This window comes from Fischerella sp. JS2, assembly GCF_032393985.1.
Lineage (GTDB): Bacteria > Cyanobacteriota > Cyanobacteriia > Cyanobacteriales > Nostocaceae > Fischerella.
This window is the reverse complement of sequence record NZ_CP135918.1, coordinates 2,790,862-2,809,613: the sequence shown is the minus strand read 5'-3', so window position 1 is coordinate 2,809,613 and position 18,752 is coordinate 2,790,862. Positions and strand designations below refer to the sequence as shown.

Annotated in this window: 15 protein-coding genes and 1 pseudogene; 7 read left to right on the top strand and 9 right to left on the bottom strand. The window is 39.8% G+C overall.

Annotated elements, in window-relative coordinates:
* Positions 1 to 121 precede the first annotated feature (121 nt).
* The gene (psbA, locus tag RS893_RS11730) at positions 122 to 1,204 is read right to left on the bottom strand and encodes a photosystem II q(b) protein (RefSeq protein ID WP_315787907.1); all 1,083 of its coding nucleotides are present in this window, start codon (positions 1,202 to 1,204) and stop codon (positions 122 to 124) included.
* A gap of 274 nt (positions 1,205 to 1,478) precedes the next feature.
* Positions 1,479 to 1,826: a histidine triad nucleotide-binding protein gene (locus RS893_RS11725; protein ID WP_315791945.1), complete on the bottom strand. Its 348-nt coding sequence runs from the start codon at positions 1,824 to 1,826 to the stop codon at positions 1,479 to 1,481.
* Positions 1,827 to 1,906: 80 nt separating this feature from the next.
* Between RS893_RS11725 and RS893_RS11720 the strand changes: the two genes are divergently transcribed.
* Entirely contained in the window at positions 1,907 to 3,439 is a 1,533-nt protein-coding gene (locus tag RS893_RS11720; RefSeq protein WP_315791318.1) for a YifB family Mg chelatase-like AAA ATPase, read from the top strand.
* 172 nt (positions 3,440 to 3,611) lie between these two features.
* Here the strand turns inward: RS893_RS11720 and RS893_RS11715 are convergent.
* Both RS893_RS11715 and RS893_RS11710 read right to left on the bottom strand, forming a co-directional pair.
* A pseudogene (locus RS893_RS11715) lies at positions 3,612 to 3,767 on the bottom strand (GNAT family N-acetyltransferase); the annotation flags it as partial.
* 15 nt (positions 3,768 to 3,782) lie between these two features.
* Positions 3,783 to 4,565, bottom strand: a complete 783-nt coding sequence (locus tag RS893_RS11710; protein WP_315791317.1) for an SDR family NAD(P)-dependent oxidoreductase — start codon at positions 4,563 to 4,565, stop codon at positions 3,783 to 3,785.
* A 285-nt stretch (positions 4,566 to 4,850) separates the two neighbouring features.
* Here RS893_RS11710 and RS893_RS11705 point away from each other — a divergent pair, with 285 nt between their 5' ends.
* On the top strand, positions 4,851 to 5,300 hold the full coding sequence (locus tag RS893_RS11705) for a hypothetical protein (RefSeq protein WP_315791316.1): 450 nt from the start codon (positions 4,851 to 4,853) through the stop codon (positions 5,298 to 5,300).
* Here the strand turns inward: RS893_RS11705 and RS893_RS11700 are convergent.
* A complete protein-coding gene (locus tag RS893_RS11700) occupies positions 5,297 to 6,277 on the bottom strand; it encodes an RsmB/NOP family class I SAM-dependent RNA methyltransferase (protein ID WP_315791315.1) in 981 nt (326 codons plus the stop codon). The genes RS893_RS11705 and RS893_RS11700 overlap by 4 nt on opposite strands.
* Positions 6,278 to 6,435: 158 nt before the next feature.
* Here RS893_RS11700 and RS893_RS11695 point away from each other — a divergent pair, with 158 nt between their 5' ends.
* Together RS893_RS11695 and RS893_RS11690 are read left to right on the top strand one after the other, a co-directional pair.
* Complete coding sequence (locus tag RS893_RS11695) at positions 6,436 to 7,893, top strand: DUF2157 domain-containing protein (protein WP_315791314.1); 1,458 nt, start codon at positions 6,436 to 6,438, stop codon at positions 7,891 to 7,893.
* The gene (locus tag RS893_RS11690) at positions 7,890 to 8,600 is read left to right on the top strand and encodes a GDYXXLXY domain-containing protein (RefSeq protein WP_315791313.1); all 711 of its coding nucleotides are present in this window, start codon (positions 7,890 to 7,892) and stop codon (positions 8,598 to 8,600) included. The genes RS893_RS11695 and RS893_RS11690 overlap by 4 nt, the downstream gene beginning before the upstream one ends.
* A 350-nt stretch (positions 8,601 to 8,950) precedes the next feature.
* On the opposite strand, the gene RS893_RS11685 is transcribed toward RS893_RS11690, so the two are convergent.
* Positions 8,951 to 9,190 carry a hypothetical protein gene (locus RS893_RS11685; protein WP_016866757.1) on the bottom strand — a complete coding sequence of 80 codons (240 nt, stop codon included), beginning with the start codon at positions 9,188 to 9,190 and terminating at the stop codon, positions 8,951 to 8,953.
* 551 nt (positions 9,191 to 9,741) lie between these two features.
* Between RS893_RS11685 and clpB the strand changes: the two genes are divergently transcribed.
* Positions 9,742 to 12,360, top strand: a complete 2,619-nt coding sequence (clpB, locus tag RS893_RS11680; RefSeq protein WP_315791312.1) for an ATP-dependent chaperone ClpB — start codon at positions 9,742 to 9,744, stop codon at positions 12,358 to 12,360.
* A gap of 256 nt (positions 12,361 to 12,616) precedes the next feature.
* Here the strand turns inward: clpB and RS893_RS11675 are convergent, their stop codons facing one another.
* Positions 12,617 to 13,537 (bottom strand): hypothetical protein, encoded by a 921-nt coding sequence (locus tag RS893_RS11675; RefSeq protein ID WP_315791311.1) that lies wholly within the window; start codon positions 13,535 to 13,537, stop codon positions 12,617 to 12,619.
* A gap of 920 nt (positions 13,538 to 14,457) precedes the next feature.
* On the opposite strand from RS893_RS11675, the gene RS893_RS11670 reads away from it, so the two are divergent.
* Both RS893_RS11670 and RS893_RS11665 read left to right on the top strand, forming a co-directional pair.
* On the top strand, positions 14,458 to 16,206 hold the full coding sequence (locus RS893_RS11670) for a protein kinase domain-containing protein (RefSeq protein ID WP_315791310.1): 1,749 nt from the start codon (positions 14,458 to 14,460) through the stop codon (positions 16,204 to 16,206).
* Positions 16,207 to 16,590: 384 nt separating this feature from the next.
* Positions 16,591 to 16,821, top strand: coding sequence for a Nif11-like leader peptide family natural product precursor (locus RS893_RS11665; protein WP_315791944.1), 231 nt, complete (start codon positions 16,591 to 16,593; stop codon positions 16,819 to 16,821).
* A gap of 88 nt (positions 16,822 to 16,909) precedes the next feature.
* On the opposite strand, the gene RS893_RS11660 is transcribed toward RS893_RS11665, so the two are convergent.
* The gene (locus RS893_RS11660; RefSeq protein WP_315791309.1) at positions 16,910 to 17,485 is read right to left on the bottom strand and encodes a DUF924 family protein; all 576 of its coding nucleotides are present in this window, start codon (positions 17,483 to 17,485) and stop codon (positions 16,910 to 16,912) included.
* Positions 17,486 to 17,490: 5 nt separating this feature from the next.
* Positions 17,491 to 18,051 (bottom strand): SRPBCC family protein, encoded by a 561-nt coding sequence (locus RS893_RS11655; RefSeq protein WP_315791308.1) that lies wholly within the window; start codon positions 18,049 to 18,051, stop codon positions 17,491 to 17,493.
* Positions 18,052 to 18,752 lie beyond the last annotated feature (701 nt).

Sequence of the window (18,752 nt, the reverse complement as noted above, 5' to 3'; positions counted from 1 at the left end):
CTTGAGTTTGATAAAGCTGATGTATGCAATTTTTGTGGAGGCGATCGCAACGAAACAAAAAAACAAAAGCCCCCTCCAAAGTGGAGGGAGCTTTTTTATCTATCTGAAAGACTACTTGATATTAACCGTTGATCGCAGGAGCGGTTAGAGCGACAGGAGCAGCTTCAGCAGCAGCCAAATCGAGGGGGAAGTTGTGAGCGTTACGCTCGTGCATAACTTCCATACCCAGGTTAGCGCGGTTGATGATGTCTGCCCAGGTGTTAATGACGCGACCTTGAGAGTCAATCACTGACTGGTTGAAGTTGAAACCATTCAGATTGAACGCCATTGTGCTGATACCCAGCGCAGTGAACCAGATTCCGACTACAGGCCAAGCAGCCAAGAAGAAGTGCAAGCTGCGAGAGTTGTTGAAGGAAGCGTATTGGAAGATAAGCCTTCCGAAGTAACCGTGAGCAGCTACGATGTTGTAGGTTTCTTCCTCTTGACCGAACTTGTAACCGTAGTTTTGAGATTCGGTTTCGGTTGTTTCACGAACTAAGGAAGATGTAACCAGAGAACCGTGCATTGCACTGAACAAACTTCCACCGAATACACCTGCTACACCTAACTGGTGGAAGGGGTGCATTAAGATGTTGTGTTCGGCTTGGAACACCAACATGAAGTTGAAGGTTCCCGAGATACCCAAGGGCATACCGTCAGAGAAGGAACCTTGACCCAAGGGGTAGATCAAGAAGACTGCGCTTGCTGCTGCTACAGGTGCAGAGTATGCTACGGCAATCCAAGGACGCATCCCTAAGCGGTAGGACAATTCCCACTCACGACCCATGTAGCAGAATACGCCGATTAAGAAGTGGAAAATTACCAACTGGTAAGGACCACCGTTGTACAACCACTCATCTAAGGATGCTGCTTCCCAAATTGGGTAGAAGTGTAAACCGATGGCGTTAGAAGAAGGTACTACTGCACCAGAGATGATGTTGTTGCCGTATAGTAACGAACCTGCTACTGGCTCACGGATTCCATCGATGTCTACAGGAGGTGCGGCGATGAAGGCGATGATGAAGCAGGTGGTTGCGGCTAGCAGCGTCGGGATCATCAATACCCCGAACCAACCGATGTATAGACGGTTGTTGGTGCTGGTGATCCAGTTGCAGAACCGCTCCCATACGTTAGCGCTTTGGGCGCGTTGTAAAGTTGCTGTCATTGTTCTTATGATTGCTTAACTTTCGTTAATGATTTACGTAGGTTGTTTTACCTACATTCATAAGCTTAGAATAATGTTTGAGATTTGTAAAGAATATTTAATTAAATTTTGTTTATTAATGTAAATAAAATTTATAAATAGTTCTGATTTTAGATTATTTACAGGTTTTTGTATGTGAGCGATCGCTCATTCACTATTTCTGAATTTCCCTTAAAAGTAACAGTTACCAGCTACCAGATTGTTCACTGATAACTGATAACTGACTACTGATAGATCAACCAGGAGGCCATGCCATATGTCTTCCTCCCAGGATATGCAGATGCAAATGGTAAACAGTTTGACCACCGTCATCGCCAGTGTTGATCACCACACGGTAGCCATTTGTTAGTCCGGCTTGGGCAGCAACTCGCTGAGCCGTTAACAAAAGATGCCCCAAAAGCGCTTGATCTCCAGGTTCGGCTTCAGCTAGTTTCGGGATTGGTTTTTTCGGAATGACAAGGATATGAACTGGTGCTTGGGGATTAATATCTTTGAAAGCCAGTGCCAAGTCATCCTCATAGATAATATTCGCTGGTATTTCTCGACGAATGATTTTGCCAAAAATTGTGTCTTGGGTTGTCATGTGTAATTTGTTATTTGTCATTTGCCAATTGTCAATGATAAGACAAAGGACAAAGGACTAATGACAAAGGAAAAAAGACTATGCTTGCCAGGGTCTGGAGTGGAGCGATCATAGGCATTGACGCCGTTAAGGTGGGTGTAGAAGTTGATGTTTCTGGGGGTTTGCCAGGAATTGTTGTTTTGGGTTTACCAGACGCGGCGGTACAAGAAAGCAAGGAAAGAGTAAAAGCTACTCTCAAAAATTCGGGCTTCGCCTTTCCGATGCGAAAAATAGTGATTAATCTCACACCTGCGGATTTACGTAAAGAAGGCCCCTGTTTTGATTTGCCCATGAGTGTGGGAGTTTTAGCAGCTTCCGAACAAGTTAGCACTGAGTTGCTAGAGAATTATCTTTTCTTAGGCGAGGTTTCTTTAGATGGCAGTTTACGCCCAGTAGCTGGAGTGTTGCCTATTGCTGCTGCTGCCAACAAGATGGGAATTACAGGTTTAGTTGTGCCTGCGGATAATGCCCAAGAAGCCGCTTTAGTTAAGGGGTTAAATGTTTATGCTTTTAAAAATCTGGCGGATGTGGCTGATTTTTTAAATAATTCAGGACGTTACCAGCCTGTACAGTTGGATGACTATACGATAGAGACACAACCTGGCGCATCTCTACAAGCTGATTTAAAAGATGTTAAAGCCCAGGCTCATGCTCGTCGGGCATTAGAAATTGCTGCGGCTGGGGGTCACAATTTAATTTTTGTCGGGCCACCAGGGAGTGGTAAGACAATGCTAGCAAGACGTTTACCAGGGATTTTACCTCCGTTGAGTTTCCCAGAAGCTTTGGAAGTAACACGCATTCACTCGGTAGCTGGTTTATTAAAAAACAGAGGTTCTCTAGTACGCGATCGCCCTTTTCGTAGCCCCCACCATTCCGCATCAGGCCCGTCTCTCGTCGGTGGTGGTACGTTTCCCCGTCCTGGGGAAATTTCTTTATCACATTTGGGTGTACTTTTCCTAGATGAGTTAACAGAATTTAAACGCGATGTTTTGGAATTCCTACGTCAGCCTTTGGAAGATGGCTTTGTGACAATTTCTAGAACAAAACAATCTGTGATGTTTCCGGCTCAGTTTACTTTAGTAGCAAGTACTAATCCCTGTCCCTGCGGTTATTACGGTGATACCATTCAACAGTGTACGTGTTCGCCACGGCAACGAGAACAGTATTGGGCAAAGCTATCTGGGCCTTTAATGGATCGGATTGATTTACAAGTTGCGGTAAACCGTTTGAAGCCAGAGGAAATTACCCAACAACCGACGGGAGAAGCTTCAGCAATTGTTAGGGAACGGGTACAACAAGCACGCGATCGCGCATCTTTAAGATTTAATCATGAACCGAATCTGCGTTGTAATGCCCAAATGCAAAGTAGTCATTTACAGAAATGGTGCAAGTTAGATGAGGCAAGTCGTAACTTATTAGAAAGTGCAATTAAAAAATTAGGGTTATCAGCCAGAGCAAGCGATCGCATTCTCAAAGTAGCACGTACAATTGCTGATTTAGCAGGAGACGAGAATTTGCAAGTGCATCATCTAGCAGAGGCAATTCAGTATCGTACGATAGATAGAATGCAGTAAGAGAGTTATGTTTATTCCTGCCAACTTACTTAGTACAGCTTTGCATAAAAGCGTAGCGATTTAAAACGCAGAGGGGCGCAAAGGTAAACGCAGAGGGGCGCGGAGTCTTGGTGCCAAAATTTCGTTATAAATTTATGCAATTTTCTACTTAGATTGAAAGATCAGAGTCATCCTAAATCCACGTAGGTTCTACGCTACGCGCCTTTTGAAAGCCGCAGTTTTGATAGAAATCCACAGCATTTTTTACAGCTAAAAGAATTTGCTGGTGGTAGCCTGCATAGCGACTCTGGAGTGCTTGTATAATGAGTCGTCCAATACCCTGGCGCTGAAAAGCTGGTCTAGATCAAGCTTTCAATAAAGATTCTCCGCCATCAATCCAAACTTCCGTGCCAGTAATATGACTTGAAGCATCTGAAGCTAGGAATAGTACCAACTGTGCTACTTGTTCCGATGTTCCTGGCTTACCATTTGTTAAAGGAATTTCACCTTCAGGAAATTCTACAGGTTCTTGAATTTGTTCTAAATCCTGTCTGTCTGTATTTTCGTCTATATTAGTCGCGATCGCACCAGGACAAATCACATTCACACGGATGCGGTGTTTCGCTAGTTCTAAAGCTACCATTTTTGTAAAAGCAACTTGAGCTGCTTTAGTACAAGAATAAGCAGTTGCACCTGTATTGCTAAAGGTACGTGTGCCATTAACCGAAGATGTAATAATTACCGAACCGCCTTGTTTCTTCAAATAAGGCACAGCATATTTAACTGTTAAAAACGTTCCTGTAAGATTGACAGTTATAGTTTTATTCCAGTCTTCAGGTGTCAATTCTTCTATAGAAGCCCAAACACCATTAATTCCAGCGTTAGCAAAGACAATATCCAAGCGTCCCCACTTATCAATAATTGCTTGGATTGCTTGTTGCATTTGTTCTGGATTAGAAATATCAGCAACTAATGGTATTGCTTCACCATTATTGTTGTTAATTTCGGTAACGGTTTCTTCCAATTCATCTTTGGTATGCCCTAAAGCCGCGACTTTTGCTCCTTCTGTGGCAAATAGCTTTGCTGTTGCTTTCGCAATACCAGAACCTGCTCCTGTTACCAGTACTACTTTGTTTGCAAGTTGCATTTTGATAATTGTTGGTAGTTAGTAGTTGATGGTTAGTAGTTAATAGTTGATGGTTAGTTGGGAAAATAACAAACAACTATTAATGAAGTTTTATGTAACATAAAGCCATAGTTCTGTTCATACCTCTACTGGTATGAACTAAGTTACTACTTAGGACAGAAGCTAACTGTCTTTAATCTTTTTATCTTAAAATTATTAGTTATAACTTAATAGTTATATCTCAAAAAAATTATCTAATGATTAATTATATATATTTTTGATTGATATTAGAAAGGAATAACATGTATGAAAACTCAATTGTTGCTTATAGGCATCCTTGCATCTACTTTTAGTTTAGTTTCCAGTACTGCTCTCAAAGCCCAAACTGCTAGTAATACTAATACAGCAAAGACATATCATCCGGGTTTTTGGCAACCTGTAGCAAGATTAAATAATATAGAGAGGTTTGTCAAAGTTGACATAATAAATACTACAAAGACTCCTCTACAATATAGTTTATCCTCTGGAGATGCTTTGAATACAGTGATTCCTGTAGGAGGTAGAGTTACACTAACTACTAATTCTCTTCCTACTTATGTTTTGATTTATGATCAGCAGTCCCAGATTCCTTTAAAGTATAATGTGTCAACACAAGGTAATGCAGCTACTGTTATAGTACAGCAAGCTAACACAACAACTGGAGCTGGAGACACTACACTTAATTTACAAAAATCAGGAGCTATATACGTCTATTAGGAGACTTCTGATTTTAACTGTTCATTACCGTACATATTTATCCAAATTGTAGATAAATTAGTGATATCTAATACCTGTTTATCACTCTTATCGGTGTTTTTAAACAGTGCTGTAAAAGCACCTGCCCCTAAGCCATTTTGAGGAAACATTCGATAACAAGATATTGTAGTTAGATGAGACTGATAATTTTGTAAATGACTAATTTTCACTGCTTGAAACTGAGGAAACTTTTTTAATAACCATTCACAAACTTCTTCATTTTCTTCTGGTGAATAGGTACAAGTAATGTAAGCAAGATATCCTTGTGGGGCGACAATCTGAGCAGAGTTAGCTACAATGCGTTTTTGCCGATTTGCACTCTTATTAATAGCACTAGGATGAAAACATCCTGGTGCTTTTTCACCTTTAGCTAGTAAGGATTGTCCAGTACAGGGAGCATCGACTATTACTAAATCACTAGATGCAGGTATGCTTTCTGCAAAGATACTAGAATCTCTATTGACAACTATAGATGGAATAATGTGACAACGCTTGAAATTAGAAATTAACATCCCCAAGCGTTTACCAATCACCTCATTACTAATAAGTAACTCTGGTTGCAACAGTTTCCAAGCAAAAATGCTCTTACCTCCTGGTGCAGCGCACATATCAAAAATAACTTGAATTGGTTGATTAATTTCTAATAAAGTTGAAGCAGCAAATACAGAAGAAAAATCTAAACAATAAAAATATCCTTGTTCATGTAGTGGATGTTGACTAGGTTTTACTCCTACAGATAAGCGATCTATAAAATTTGGTTGCCAAGGAATTGGTTCTTCTAGGATAAAAGGTAAATTTTCTGCTTTATTTTGACACCAGAGTATACAGGGTGAAAAAGGTTTGGGATTAATTAAAGCTTCTATAAACTTTGCTTGTTCATCTGAATTTTTGAATAAACGCTTACTAAGTTTTAGTAATAATTTTGACGGTGTTTCCATAAAATTATGCTAGTAAATGTATAGTTGCAAAATTATAGAGAAAATTGTCTGATAAGAACAATTTCTGAGCAGTCGATTATTTAAAAATAAAAATATAATATGTAGTATTGAGATGACCAATTATTTCTTAATGGTGCAGAACAAGCAGATTTATCTGTGTGGTCAATCCAAAATCGTTTGACGATCGCCACATTATTACTCAACATAGAGGCATTGTCGTGGTATTTGATAACTTTCGCCGCAAGTTACGTCAAGAAGCATTATTGTGGTGGGATGAAGGGTTGATAGATGCTTTACAGTACAAACACCTCGCCGAACGCTATCAATTCCATCAACTGGAAATAGCCCAAGGCGATCGCTTCGTTTTCATCCTAATTATGGTGGGCTGCATTTTGTTAGGTTTAGGTGTAATTACCTTTGTTGCAGCAAACTGGCAAGTATGGTCAAAAGCAATAAAATTCACTTTACTACTGAGTTTGTTCTTAGTAACTAATGTTACTGGTTTTTATCTTTGGCAGCAACCAAATCAACATAGCACATTGAGTAGAAATAAATTACTGGGACATGGATTGCTAATTTTAGCTGCTTTGCTTTTAGGTGCAAATATAGCGCTGTCAGTGCAAATGTTTCACATAAGCAGTTCAGATTGTGAAATATTTCTTTATTGGGGGTTCGCTGTTTTATTAATGGCTTATAGTCTACGTTTAAGTTCCTTGGGAACACTGGGAATTATCCTCATCCAAATGGGGTATTGGACGGGACTATCCGCAGGGTACTCACAAGATCATTCAATTTGGGCACAGTTAGTAGTACAACATATGCCCTTACTATCAGCAGTAATGTTTATAACTCTAGCCTACAGGTGCAAATCACAGTGGATTTTTACCTTAGGTGCGATCGCCTTGATTACTTCCTTGCAATTAAATCTCAAATTTTGGGAATTTAGCCAATATTCTGATTCTTTAACGTGGATTCCGGCTGTTGCCTTGACTCTACCACCAGCCTTACTGTGGAGTTACGATGATTTGTTATTTCCTAAAATCAGTTTTAGAGCTTTTCAACCTATAGCTAGGATGCTAGCTCTCATATTTTTCAGTATTCTATTTTATTTTCTCTCTTTTCGTTGGTGGTGGACAAGTTCTACTCAAAATTCATCTTTAATTAATTCTTGGTCACTCTTAGATGTGATATTTTTTTGTAGTTTAGCAACTTGGCAATGGTATTATTTATTAACAAAAAAAAGTAAGCATAACCGCAAAACTGAACCTATTACAATTGCATTTGGCAGTTTTACTCTCCTTACAAGTGTAGTCATCTTTTGGCATCAAAGCATTAGCCCAATTCCCACTATTGGAATCATTGTCTTTAATTCACTGCTAGCCATTTTTGCTTTGGGAATAATTCGACTAGCACTGGTGGCAGCTGAAAGAAGCGCTTTTTGGAGCGGAATCATTTTGTTAACACTACACATTATCAGCAGAATGCTGGAATATAACACATATATGGTGTTGAAATCTGTTGTATTTGTCTTGTGCGGTATAGCTGTTATTATTGCTGGAATTTGGTTTGAAAATCAATTTTTTAGTGTATCTTACTCTTCAAAGGATAGAAGATGAAATTAAATTCGCCAGAAACTAAACAGTCTTCATCTTTTATCAATAAAAATAGTTTTCCTAATTACTTAATCCCTCATCAACCAAACATCACAAAAGCAATATCTACTTGGTGGTTTATCATTACTCTCATAATTCAAACACTGCTAATTGTGATGATACCATTGCCCGCCCTTGTTACTCATATCACAGGTAAAACAGTTATTTTAAAAGCTGTCCCTGTAGATCCTTACAATCTCCTGCTTGGCTACTCAATGACACTGGATTATGAAATTTCTCAGATTAATACTTTGCAAAAACTTCCTGGTTGGCAACAGTTGATGCAGCAGAAAACTTATTGGCACAATGGAATGAATTTGTATGTGATTTTACAACAGCAGAAATCTGAAAGCAAAAATATGCCTGCACCCTGGAAACCAATAGGCATAACTAGTAAGCGTCCCTCTTCTCTTCCTAATAATCAGGTAGCCTTAAAAGGACATTATAGTCACGCTTCCGTTCATTTTGGCTTAGATACATATTACATTCCTGAAGAGCAACAACAGCAGATTAATCAAGATTTATTCCATGCACAACAAGCTAGACAAGAAAAAGCGCAACCAATAGTTGTAGAAATCAAAGTTAATCCACAAGGTAAAGCTGTACCGATAAGTATGTGGGTTAGTAATACATCTAAGCAGGGAAAAACCTCACACAACTATCGCTTTTAGTAGCAAATTCTCTGCGTCCCTGTGCGCCTCTTACACAAATATTTTTACCCCATCCTAACCCTCCCTTGTAAAGGCTACGGTGTACACACAAGTCTGAAATAGCTTATAAACCCTGGTTTTACCCCACCCTAATCCTCCCCTTTTAAAGGGGAGGGAACTGGATTTGTTGTTTACCCCGAAATTCGGGGGCATTAAGGGGGGTAAATCTAACTTGTGTGTACACGGTAGGTTTACGGGAACAGAACTAACCTGAGATTTTGCACCATTCGATTGAAGAGCCAGAGGCTCTAGTGGTGCAAGATGTAAATAAATCTTCCCTTCCAGTTATTTTTATTTATTTTTATAAACAACTAATCTTCATGACGATGCTGCCATGCTACACCAAAAGCTGCTGCTGCTCCAGCAACTAATCCAGTACCCATTCCTTCTATAGTTTTAGTAATCGGATCTTTGGTCAAACACTCACTGGTAACTGTATTTGCTTGTAAACAAGAGTTGCTTTCTGCCCAGCTAGTAGTACCACCTAGAACTACACCAGCTAAACTACAAGAAACAACGAGCAGTAAAAGGCGCTTGGTTTTTCTATCCATAGATAGTTGTTAGAAATTGAATAAGTTGCAAAGATTCCTCACCTACTTTACCAACAGCAGAGTTATTCAGCAAATTTAAATCAGTAGGGATGGGAGTTGAATGATTACACTAACGAATAGGGCGATCGCACTTTTCAACCAATCCTTAGCAATCAAAGATTCCATCAACAATGTGCAGGGGAAAGCCGCAATGCTGCACTAATTGGCAGAGTTAATCTCAACAGGGAGATATATCAAAGAGTGGATACTCGTTTATGGTTATTAAAGGCTCGTTGGCGAGGGTCGAACACTCATCGGCAAAGATTAATGACTCATGAGTGAGTGTCAAACACTCGTTGGTAAATATCAAAGGCTTATACTCGTTCCCAGGCTTAGCCTGGGAACGAGCAAACGAGCAAAACGAATCCCCCAACCTCCCCACACACGGACGGTATTACTACTTGAAAAAGACGTGAAGACCGATCTAGCTATTGACCCACTTATTTTTAAAATGACCATATAAGAACAAAAATTATATTTGCGCGTGTTGTTGTTCGTTCCTCAAAAAGCCTATGCAACCAACTAATCCAAACCAATTTACAGAAAAAGCGTGGGAAGCGATCGCACATACTCCTGATATTGCTAAACAAAATCACCATCAGCAAATCGAAAGCGAACATCTGATGAAGGCGTTGCTAGAACAAGAAGGACTAGCAGGCCCAATTTTGACCAAAGCAGGAGTGAATCTGCAAAAGCTACGCGATCGCACTGACCAATACATCCAACGTCAGCCAAGAGTCTCGGGAAGCATCAATTCTGTTTACCTGGGACGCAGCTTGGACTCTCTGTTAGACCGGGCTGAAGGCTATCGTAAGGAGTTTGGTGACGAATATATATCGATAGAACATTTATTACTTGCTTACGCCAAAGATGATCGCTTTGGTAAAAGTCTATTCCAAGAATTCGGATTAGACGAAAGAAAATTAAAAGATACTATTAAGCAAATTCGGGGAAGCCAGAAAGTGACCGACCAAAATCCAGAAGGTAAATACCAAGCACTGGAGAAGTATGGGCGTGATCTCACTGAAGCCGCCCGTCAAGGTAAACTTGACCCAGTGATTGGACGAGATGACGAAATTCGCCGCACGATTCAAATTCTCTCTCGCCGCACCAAGAATAACCCTGTATTAATTGGGGAACCAGGTGTAGGTAAAACTGCAATTGTCGAAGGTTTAGCCCAGCGCATCGTCGCTGGTGATGTACCCCAGTCTCTCAAAGACCGCAAACTTATTGCTTTAGACATGGGTGCTTTGATTGCAGGGGCAAAATTCCGGGGTGAATTTGAAGAACGTCTCAAAGCAGTTTTAAAAGAAGTCACCGAATCCGGCGGTAACATAATTCTATTTATTGATGAAATTCATACTGTTGTCGGTGCAGGTGCTACCCAAGGCGCAATGGATGCTAGCAACTTGCTCAAACCAATGTTGGCGCGGGGAGAATTGCGCTGTATTGGTGCGACGACTTTAGATGAATACCGTAAGTATATTGAAAAAGACGCCGCTCTAGAGCGACGCTTCCAGCAAGTTTATGTCGATCAACCGAGTGTAGAAGATACGATTTCGATTCTGCGCGGGTTGAAAGAACGCTATGAATTGCATCACGGGGTGAAAATCTCCGATAATGCTTTAGTTGCGGCGGCGACACTGTCGAGTCGATATATTAGCGATCGCTTCTTACCAGACAAAGCTATTGATTTGGTAGACGAAGCCGCAGCTAGGTTAAAAATGGAGATTACCTCCAAACCAGAAGAACTCGACGAAATTGATCGCAAAATCTTGCAGTTAGAAATGGAGAAGTTGTCGCTGCAAAAAGAAAGCAACACAGCTTCTCGTGAACGTCTCGAAAGACTAGAAAAAGAACTAGCGGATCTCAAAGAAGAACAACGGGCATTAAACGCTCAGTGGCAGTCTGAAAAAGATATTATTACTAAAATCCAGTCTGTCAAAGAAGAGATCGACCGCGTTAACTTAGAAATTCAGCAAGCCGAACGCGATTACGACCTCAACCGCGCCGCTGAGTTAAAATACGGCAAATTAACTGACTTGCACCGCAAACTCGAAGCCGCAGAATCTGAGTTAGCCCAAACTCAACACACTGGTAAATCTCTGCTGCGGGAAGAAGTCACTGAATCGGACATCGCCGAAGTAATTTCTAAGTGGACGGGTATCCCGATCAGCAAATTGGTGGAATCTGAAAAAGAAAAACTACTGCACTTAGAAGATGAACTACATCGCCGTGTAGTCGGACAAAAAGAAGCAGTCACAGCTGTTGCGGATGCAATTCAGCGATCGCGCGCTGGTTTAGCAGATCCGAATCGTCCCATTGCTAGCTTTATTTTCCTCGGACCCACAGGTGTAGGTAAAACAGAACTAGCAAAAGCCCTCGCAGCCTACCTGTTTGACACCGAAGAGGCGCTAGTCAGAATTGACATGTCCGAGTACATGGAGAAACACGCCGTTTCGCGTTTAATTGGTGCGCCTCCAGGATACGTCGGTTACGAGGAAGGCGGACAGTTAACCGAATCAATTCGTCGTCGTCCCTATGCAGTGATTCTCTTCGATGAAATCGAAAAAGCCCACCCAGATGTGTTCAACATCTTGTTGCAAATTCTCGATGATGGACGTGTCACTGATGCTCAAGGTCATACGGTAGACTTCAAGAACACTATTATTATCATGACCAGCAACATCGGTTCGCAGTTTATTCTTGATGTCGCTGGAGATGAATCCCGGTATGACGAAATGCGTCATCGGGTGATGGAAGCAATGCGGAATTCCTTCCGTCCAGAATTCCTCAACCGCATTGACGAGATCATCATCTTCCACGGTTTGCAAAAAGAGGAATTGCGCGAGATTGTGCAGTTACAAATCGAAAGACTACGGCAAAGATTGGGCGATCGCAAGATATCATTGAAGCTTTCGGATGCTGCCCTTGACTTTTTAGCCGAAGTAGGTTATGACCCTGTATTTGGTGCGCGCCCACTCAAGCGTGCTATTCAACAGGAGTTAGAAACACCAATTGCCAAAGCTATTTTGCGGGGCGAATTCAATGATGGTGATACCATCTTTGTAGATATTGAGAATGAGCGCCTTTCCTTCAAGCGCTTACCTGCTGAAATATTAACGACTTAACAGTGATCAGTGAACAGTTATCATTACTTTTGATAACTGTTCACTGATTTCATTGGTACTTGGCAAATTAGTTGATAGGGTAATTTTATTTATTACAGAATAATATTATACTGCGACAGCAATCCCATTTGAGTTGTAAACAATCATATTGCCCAGATCCCCGACTTTTCTCAAAAGTCGGGGATCTTGCTATAGCAAAGGTACAGAATAAGCGATCGCAATTCTGCTGTCATGGCAAAAAGCAGACTAAAAATGATTAACGAAATCTAGTTAATAATTCCTCACGAGATAACCGCAGCAATAAAGGCGTGAATTCTTCTGGCGATAATGCTAACAAAGGATCAATAATTGCTCTTAATTCTTCATCTAAAGAACCAAATCGAACTTGCAGTAAATTCTCTATCACAGTGCGACGTTCTGTTTGTATACCTTCTTGTATACCTTCTTGGATACCTTCTTGGATACCTTCCTGTTTAGCTTCCGCTAACTTTTGCTCATAAAGAGGTGATAACCGCATAATTAACTCTCTATCCTCTTCATCTAAATTTTGATTTACTTCTATCGTAGTCTTTAAATTCAACAATAAATCAATTGCTTTGGAACGCAAAGGATGATCTTGAGGTAGTGCTTCTAGTTCATCTATAGCTTGCTGCTGCACTCTTCCCTTACCCAAAATTCTTAACCACAATGTTTCTTGAGTACGCGGTAACTGATGAATTGCAACTATTGCTGTTCTGAAATAATCGCCTAAAAAGTGAACTCCAACTCCCCAACTTTCTTCATCTAGCCTAGCCCTAAATCCCTCTAACAGTGATGCAGAAGCCGTAGGCGAAAGAATCCACAAAAACGGCAATTCTGATTCTACAATTCGATTGCTATCACCTTTATTTTGACGTTTTAAATCTGCAAAAATATCAAATAATTTATTCATACAACTGCGAATTTCCGCAGGTGTAGCCGCATTTCTAAAAGGTTCAAATAGTGCAGTTTGAGCAGCAAATCTACCTAATAATCCCAACTCTATTTTGTCGCTACTAGATTGGGGCAAAGGTGCAAAGTAAACATCAATTTCCCGTATTTCTGCCGGAACTTTCCGGCTAGTTTCTACAGTGCCTAATGGCTGTAATAATTCTTTGAGATAATCTTTAGCAAATTGGTCGTAGGGAAATCTAGTCATTAGTTAACTTTATAGTGCCCTTATATTTGACGTTAGTGCGATCGCATTTAAATTACTCCCAAAAAGGAATAAAAAATAAGTATAACTTTTTACTCTATTCATCTTTTTGCTGTAAGGTATACAACTTTATACGCACTAGTTGAAAACTAACTCAATCTTGATTTCAAACCAAAAGTGACCATTTTATATTTATTTGTCACTTATGACATTAATTTTAATGCAAAAGTTAACCTTAGCTAGTTTTATTGCTCTCTTTGAAATAATTGCGTGCTTATTGCTGTAACAGAATTTTGTTTGCGATCGCACAATAGTTAGCATTGTTACAGCAATTATCTCTACTACTTGGTAGAGGATGTTAGCAGCTAATCTGTGTTATCGTGTTGGCTAAAATTTAAGCGAAAGACAATTTTACTGAATATTTGTCAGTTTTTGATCCCATTGTATCAGGAAACATTTATAATGTTTTTATTTCCATAAAACAATTATTCAAATAATCTTGCCACAATGCTAGTAAGTTTAGTACTAGTAATATAGATTTTACTGTCTTAAAAATAAAAAATTTCCTTTGGTAATTTAGTAGCAAAAACAGCAGAAATTATGAAATATAAAGCTTTCAAAAAGTATTATCATTTTCCCAAAAATAAACATTAAATTTAAGTAAAAAATAGTTTTAGATGATTGTTGCCAAACTGGCAACATAAGCTCTATAGATTTGTTATTTATTGATTTACCAGGCTTTTTATTTATGTCTATTAAAGGCAATAAAAGCTACCAAAAAATGACAATGCACGCGCCTTGAAAATATCAAATTTTAAACCTTTGTTGACGTAGAACTTTAGACACACAGGGGGATAAAACAAGTTAAACAACTAAATTGTGAAGCAAATTTGGATTAACTTTTTCATCATCACCTTTACAATATGATTGGTCAGTTACTCGCAGGACATTATCAAGTCCTTAAAGTATTGGGTGAGGGGGGATTTGGTCAAACTTATATTGTTGAAGACATACATCTCCCTGGAAAACCTAAGTGTGTCCTTAAACATCTTAAAACTACTAGTACGGACTCAGAATCTTTAGAAATCGCCAGGAGGCTATTTCAAAAAGAAGCCGACACCCTGCAACAGTTAGGTAACCACGACCAGATACCAAGGCTTTTAGCTTACTTTGAAGAAGACCAACAGTTTTACTTAGTCCAAGAATTTATTGAGGGACATCCTCTCAGTAGAGAATTTTTTGTCGGACAAAAATGGACACAAAAACAGACTATAAAAATGCTCATTGAAATATTGAGCATTTTAGAATTTGTCCACGGTCAAGGAGTAATTCATCGCGACATCAAACCAGATAATCTGATTAGACGCGCTAGTGACAATCAATTAGTTTTAATTGACTTCGGGGCAATTAAACAATTACGCAGCCAAACGATGATTGGGTCAGGAAAGCAAAATATGACAATTATCGTTGGTACTCGTGGTTATATGCCCTCTGAACAAATCCGGCGTGTACCTCGTCCCAGCAGTGATATTTATGCTTTGGGGATGATGGGTATTCAAGCATTAACAGGAGTACATCCGCATACACTACAAGATGATCCGGAGACAGGAGAAGTACTTTGGCAAGAACTCACCTCTGTAACTCCAGAGTTTGCTGATGTCCTCACTAAGATGACTCGTTATCATTTCAAAGACCGCTACCAAACGGCGACTGAGGCATTAGAGGCACTACGAGAATTATTAGTTAATTGTGGTGAAACTGAAGCAGCAGAAGTTGAAGCGAAACCAGAAATTGCTAGTACTAAATTACATCAATTAACAATAGAGTGGATAGAAGACGGACAGATTAAATATCGTACGATTCTAGAGAATCAAGCTAGTAAAAATATAGGTAAAATCCGTATTGGCCGCAACCCTCAAGAGTGCGATATTGTTTTACCAGATCCGACAATATCTGGACTGCACGCTGAGATATTTTTTCATATCGAAAAGCAAAGATTTTATTTACGAAATTTACGACAGCAAAATCCTCCAATTGTTGATGGACAGTTGCTTTTAGCTGGGGAAATACCTCTGGCTGTTGGTAGTCATATACGTTTGGGCCAACAGGATTTTAGGGTTAAAGATATAACCTGCAAAGAGTCTGGTGATGGTTACACGCCGATAGAGTATGCTAAACGTTTTGCAATTACATTAGCATCACCACAACCTGTACTCAAGACAATAAGGGTATCTCAATTTAAAAAGTCCCAAGAAGTAGCAAAGCCCTCACCACCACCTCGATCTATTATCGTTTCGGTTGCTCCCAAAAAAGTGCAGCGACCACTACTCAAGACAGGTACGGCTGCTTTCATGAGTGCGATCGCAGGTGTAATAGTATTAAATACTGTTAATTTAAGCAGAGGCAATTCCCAACAAAATTTTATCTCCCAGGAACCACAAATGTGTCGCCTTGTATCTCCCTCTGGCGGCAAACTATTAGCAAAACTGCGTCCAGAACCACAAACAGAAGTTGGTGCGTTAAAACAATTGAATCTTGGTGAAAAAGTTTTATTTATTCAAGCAAGGGGAGATTTTATTCAAGTACGACTCGCTGATGGGACACAAGGTTGGGTATTTGGAGATGAAATTCAGCCTTGCGACAAAACAGCACGTAATTATCGTACTTGGTAATTTTGTTAGTTGTTAGTTGTTAGTTGTTATTTGTTAGTGGGTAGAGACGCGAGGAACATCGCGTCTGTACATTAGTTGTTAGTTGTTTTAATACTCCCCACACTCCCCACACTCCCCACACTCCCCACACTCCCCACACTCCCCACACTCCCATCCCCCCATCTCCCCATCTCTTTTGAGACTTTCCTCCCTGCGATGGATTTGGGTAATAGATCGTTAAGGAACAAAATGTTTTAGTGACCGTTTAAAAAATTGGCGTTGCCGAAAAATTTATCCTTGTGGCAAAGCAAAAATATTAAATATAAAAACTATCTCAACGGAAATGTCCTAGTAAGCCGTGTAGATTTTAGTAAATTCACAAAATCCTATTGGAAACCAAATTTTATGTCACTAGAACAGGTTAATGCTTTTTATGAGCTTTTAAATTCAGATCAAGTTCTCTACGAGCAATACTATAACAAATGTTCTAACAAAGGCCTTTTTGGTGTCTGGGATTGGGACAAAACCAAAATAGTTGATTTTGCTGCTTCTATTGGTTACAACTTCACTGAAACAGAACTCGATTTAGCATGGTTTGGTGGAGATGCAAGTCTTTGTGTAGGATTTACCCAATGAGATGATAGTTAGGTCGGCGTAAATAATTATCGTTGGGATAAGGCAGAGGGCAGTCACAATGAATCCCTCTGCTTGATATGAAACTCAGCTAAAACCACGAATTAGATTGCTTCAAAAACTCCTTTTCATCTGGAGTTGAAGTTCTTCCTAAAATTGCGTTTCGGTGGGGAAAACGCCCAAACCGTTCAATCACCTCCATGTGACGAATTGCATACTCAATACAACTAGCACTATCAGGATCGTCACTAAGTTGTTTAAATAACTTAACTGCTTGACGCTGATGTTCTAGGTTTTCACTGTGTTCAAAAGGTAAATAAATAAACCAACGCTGTACGGGTAGCAATTTTTGGTCATATCCTTGGGCAATAGCATGATGAGCTGTTGAAAGTGCTTCCCAGTCGGTGGCAAAAGCTTGTGGAGTATCACGAAACATATTACGAGGAAACTGATCTAGCAGCAAAATCAGTGCCAGACACGATTCAGGAAATTCCATCCAGTCATCTAAGTAACCTTCTGCTGCTTTTTGATAATCTTTAACAAACCTAGTTCGTACTTGTTCATCAAATTCTGGTTTCTTCTTGAACCAAAAATCCTGTGATTTACCGTAATTGGGTTGATCGGGCTTGCCAAACCAAAAGTCTAATATTTCTTGTGCCTGTGACATTGATTTTACTGAGCATTACAAATAACTTGTCGCATTTTACGCATATTCGCAGGCAATTCAAAATTCATTGCTTGTTGAATAAAAATAGACGGTATGGGTATGTTAGGAGTAGCTTGTACGGTATAGCTCAATAAAGTACCGTTAGCATAATCTTGTAAGTATAATTCAGCGCTAAAGTCGTGAAAAGTACCTTTCTCTAGGCGAAATTGCACTCTTTGTCCTAATTCTTCAATTACATTTAGATAAATTTCCACATGGGCTGTGAAAAATAAGAAGACTTTTTGTGCTGCTTGATACAGACGCTTGACTTCACCTTTTATTTGCAAAACCTCGCTTCTGGTAATATCGGGAAAGTACTGTACCCAACGAGGGTAATCTGTAAGTTGGGAAAATACTTGTGATCGCACCAACGGTAAATACATCCAAGCAGTGACACAACCACCCCAAGACGTATGCGATCGCGTTTCTGTAAAAATCTCACCCTGGATGATTTTCTGGTGCTTGTCTTGACTCCAAGTCATTGGCAAACCTGTAGTAAATGAGTCTGAAATATAAGATGCAGACATAACGTTTCACTCACTCCTCAACACATCGAAAGCAGAAGGCAGAAGAAAAGAGTTTCTTTACTAGCCTTTGATTCTTAACTCCTTATTTATATGTTCTGGCATACGCAGTTTATGATAGCTACTTATTTCATCGGTTTATAAGGTGTGATCACTTCAACTGATTGAGTCTACCCGATCAATTCTAATTCCAACTCAAGATATATAATTGCCGGAGATACTGTTTTCTTGGCTATTATGCCCAAAACTTCATCAAGCCAAAGTAATTAAAATCACTTTGGCTTTTAAGCAACAATTCTTAAAAAATTGCAAAAACTGCCATCTTCATGGGTAGAATAAACCTCTGGCACAAATATCTTTGACCCCACCCTAACCCTCCCCTTGTAAAAGTTACGGTGTACACACAAATGAGCGAATCACCCTAACCCTCGAACAACCTCACAAGAACAGCCCCTCTCCGCGGGTTCGGAGAGGAGTGCCCGCTAGGGCGGGGTGAGGTTATGATTTTAAGCTTTTCGAGTCAATTTGAATGAGGTTTTTCCGACTTCTGTGTACACCATAGCTTGTAAAAGGGAGGAAACTAGAGAAGTTGTTTTCCCCAGACTATCGGGGAGATTCAGGAGAGTAAATCGAACTTAATGTATACACGACAGTAGGATTTCACCGAGGGAACTAAATCTTCCCCTCATTTATAGATTTATGTA

Excerpts from the sequence above, each read along its gene's own strand:
- RS893_RS11700 (WP_315791315.1), bottom strand. The coding sequence starts at position 6,277 with ATGGAAACACCGTCAAAATTATTACTAAAACTTAGTAAGCGTTTATTC.
- RS893_RS11685 (WP_016866757.1), bottom strand. The coding sequence starts at position 9,190 with ATGGATAGAAAAACCAAGCGCCTTTTACTGCTCGTTGTTTCTTGTAGT.
- RS893_RS11670 (WP_315791310.1), top strand. The coding sequence starts at position 14,458 with ATGATTGGTCAGTTACTCGCAGGACATTATCAAGTCCTTAAAGTATTG.
- RS893_RS11710 (WP_315791317.1), bottom strand. The coding sequence starts at position 4,565 with ATGCAACTTGCAAACAAAGTAGTACTGGTAACAGGAGCAGGTTCTGGT.
- RS893_RS11660 (WP_315791309.1), bottom strand. The coding sequence starts at position 17,485 with ATGTCACAGGCACAAGAAATATTAGACTTTTGGTTTGGCAAGCCCGAT.
- RS893_RS11720 (WP_315791318.1), top strand. The coding sequence starts at position 1,907 with ATGCTTGCCAGGGTCTGGAGTGGAGCGATCATAGGCATTGACGCCGTT.
- RS893_RS11675 (WP_315791311.1), bottom strand. The coding sequence starts at position 13,537 with ATGACTAGATTTCCCTACGACCAATTTGCTAAAGATTATCTCAAAGAA.
- RS893_RS11725 (WP_315791945.1), bottom strand. The coding sequence starts at position 1,826 with ATGACAACCCAAGACACAATTTTTGGCAAAATCATTCGTCGAGAAATA.
- RS893_RS11705 (WP_315791316.1), top strand. The coding sequence starts at position 4,851 with ATGAAAACTCAATTGTTGCTTATAGGCATCCTTGCATCTACTTTTAGT.
- psbA (WP_315787907.1), bottom strand. The coding sequence starts at position 1,204 with ATGACAGCAACTTTACAACGCGCCCAAAGCGCTAACGTATGGGAGCGG.
- RS893_RS11655 (WP_315791308.1), bottom strand. The coding sequence starts at position 18,051 with ATGTCTGCATCTTATATTTCAGACTCATTTACTACAGGTTTGCCAATG.
- RS893_RS11665 (WP_315791944.1), top strand. The coding sequence starts at position 16,591 with ATGTCACTAGAACAGGTTAATGCTTTTTATGAGCTTTTAAATTCAGAT.
- RS893_RS11690 (WP_315791313.1), top strand. The coding sequence starts at position 7,890 with ATGAAATTAAATTCGCCAGAAACTAAACAGTCTTCATCTTTTATCAAT.
- clpB (WP_315791312.1), top strand. The coding sequence starts at position 9,742 with ATGCAACCAACTAATCCAAACCAATTTACAGAAAAAGCGTGGGAAGCG.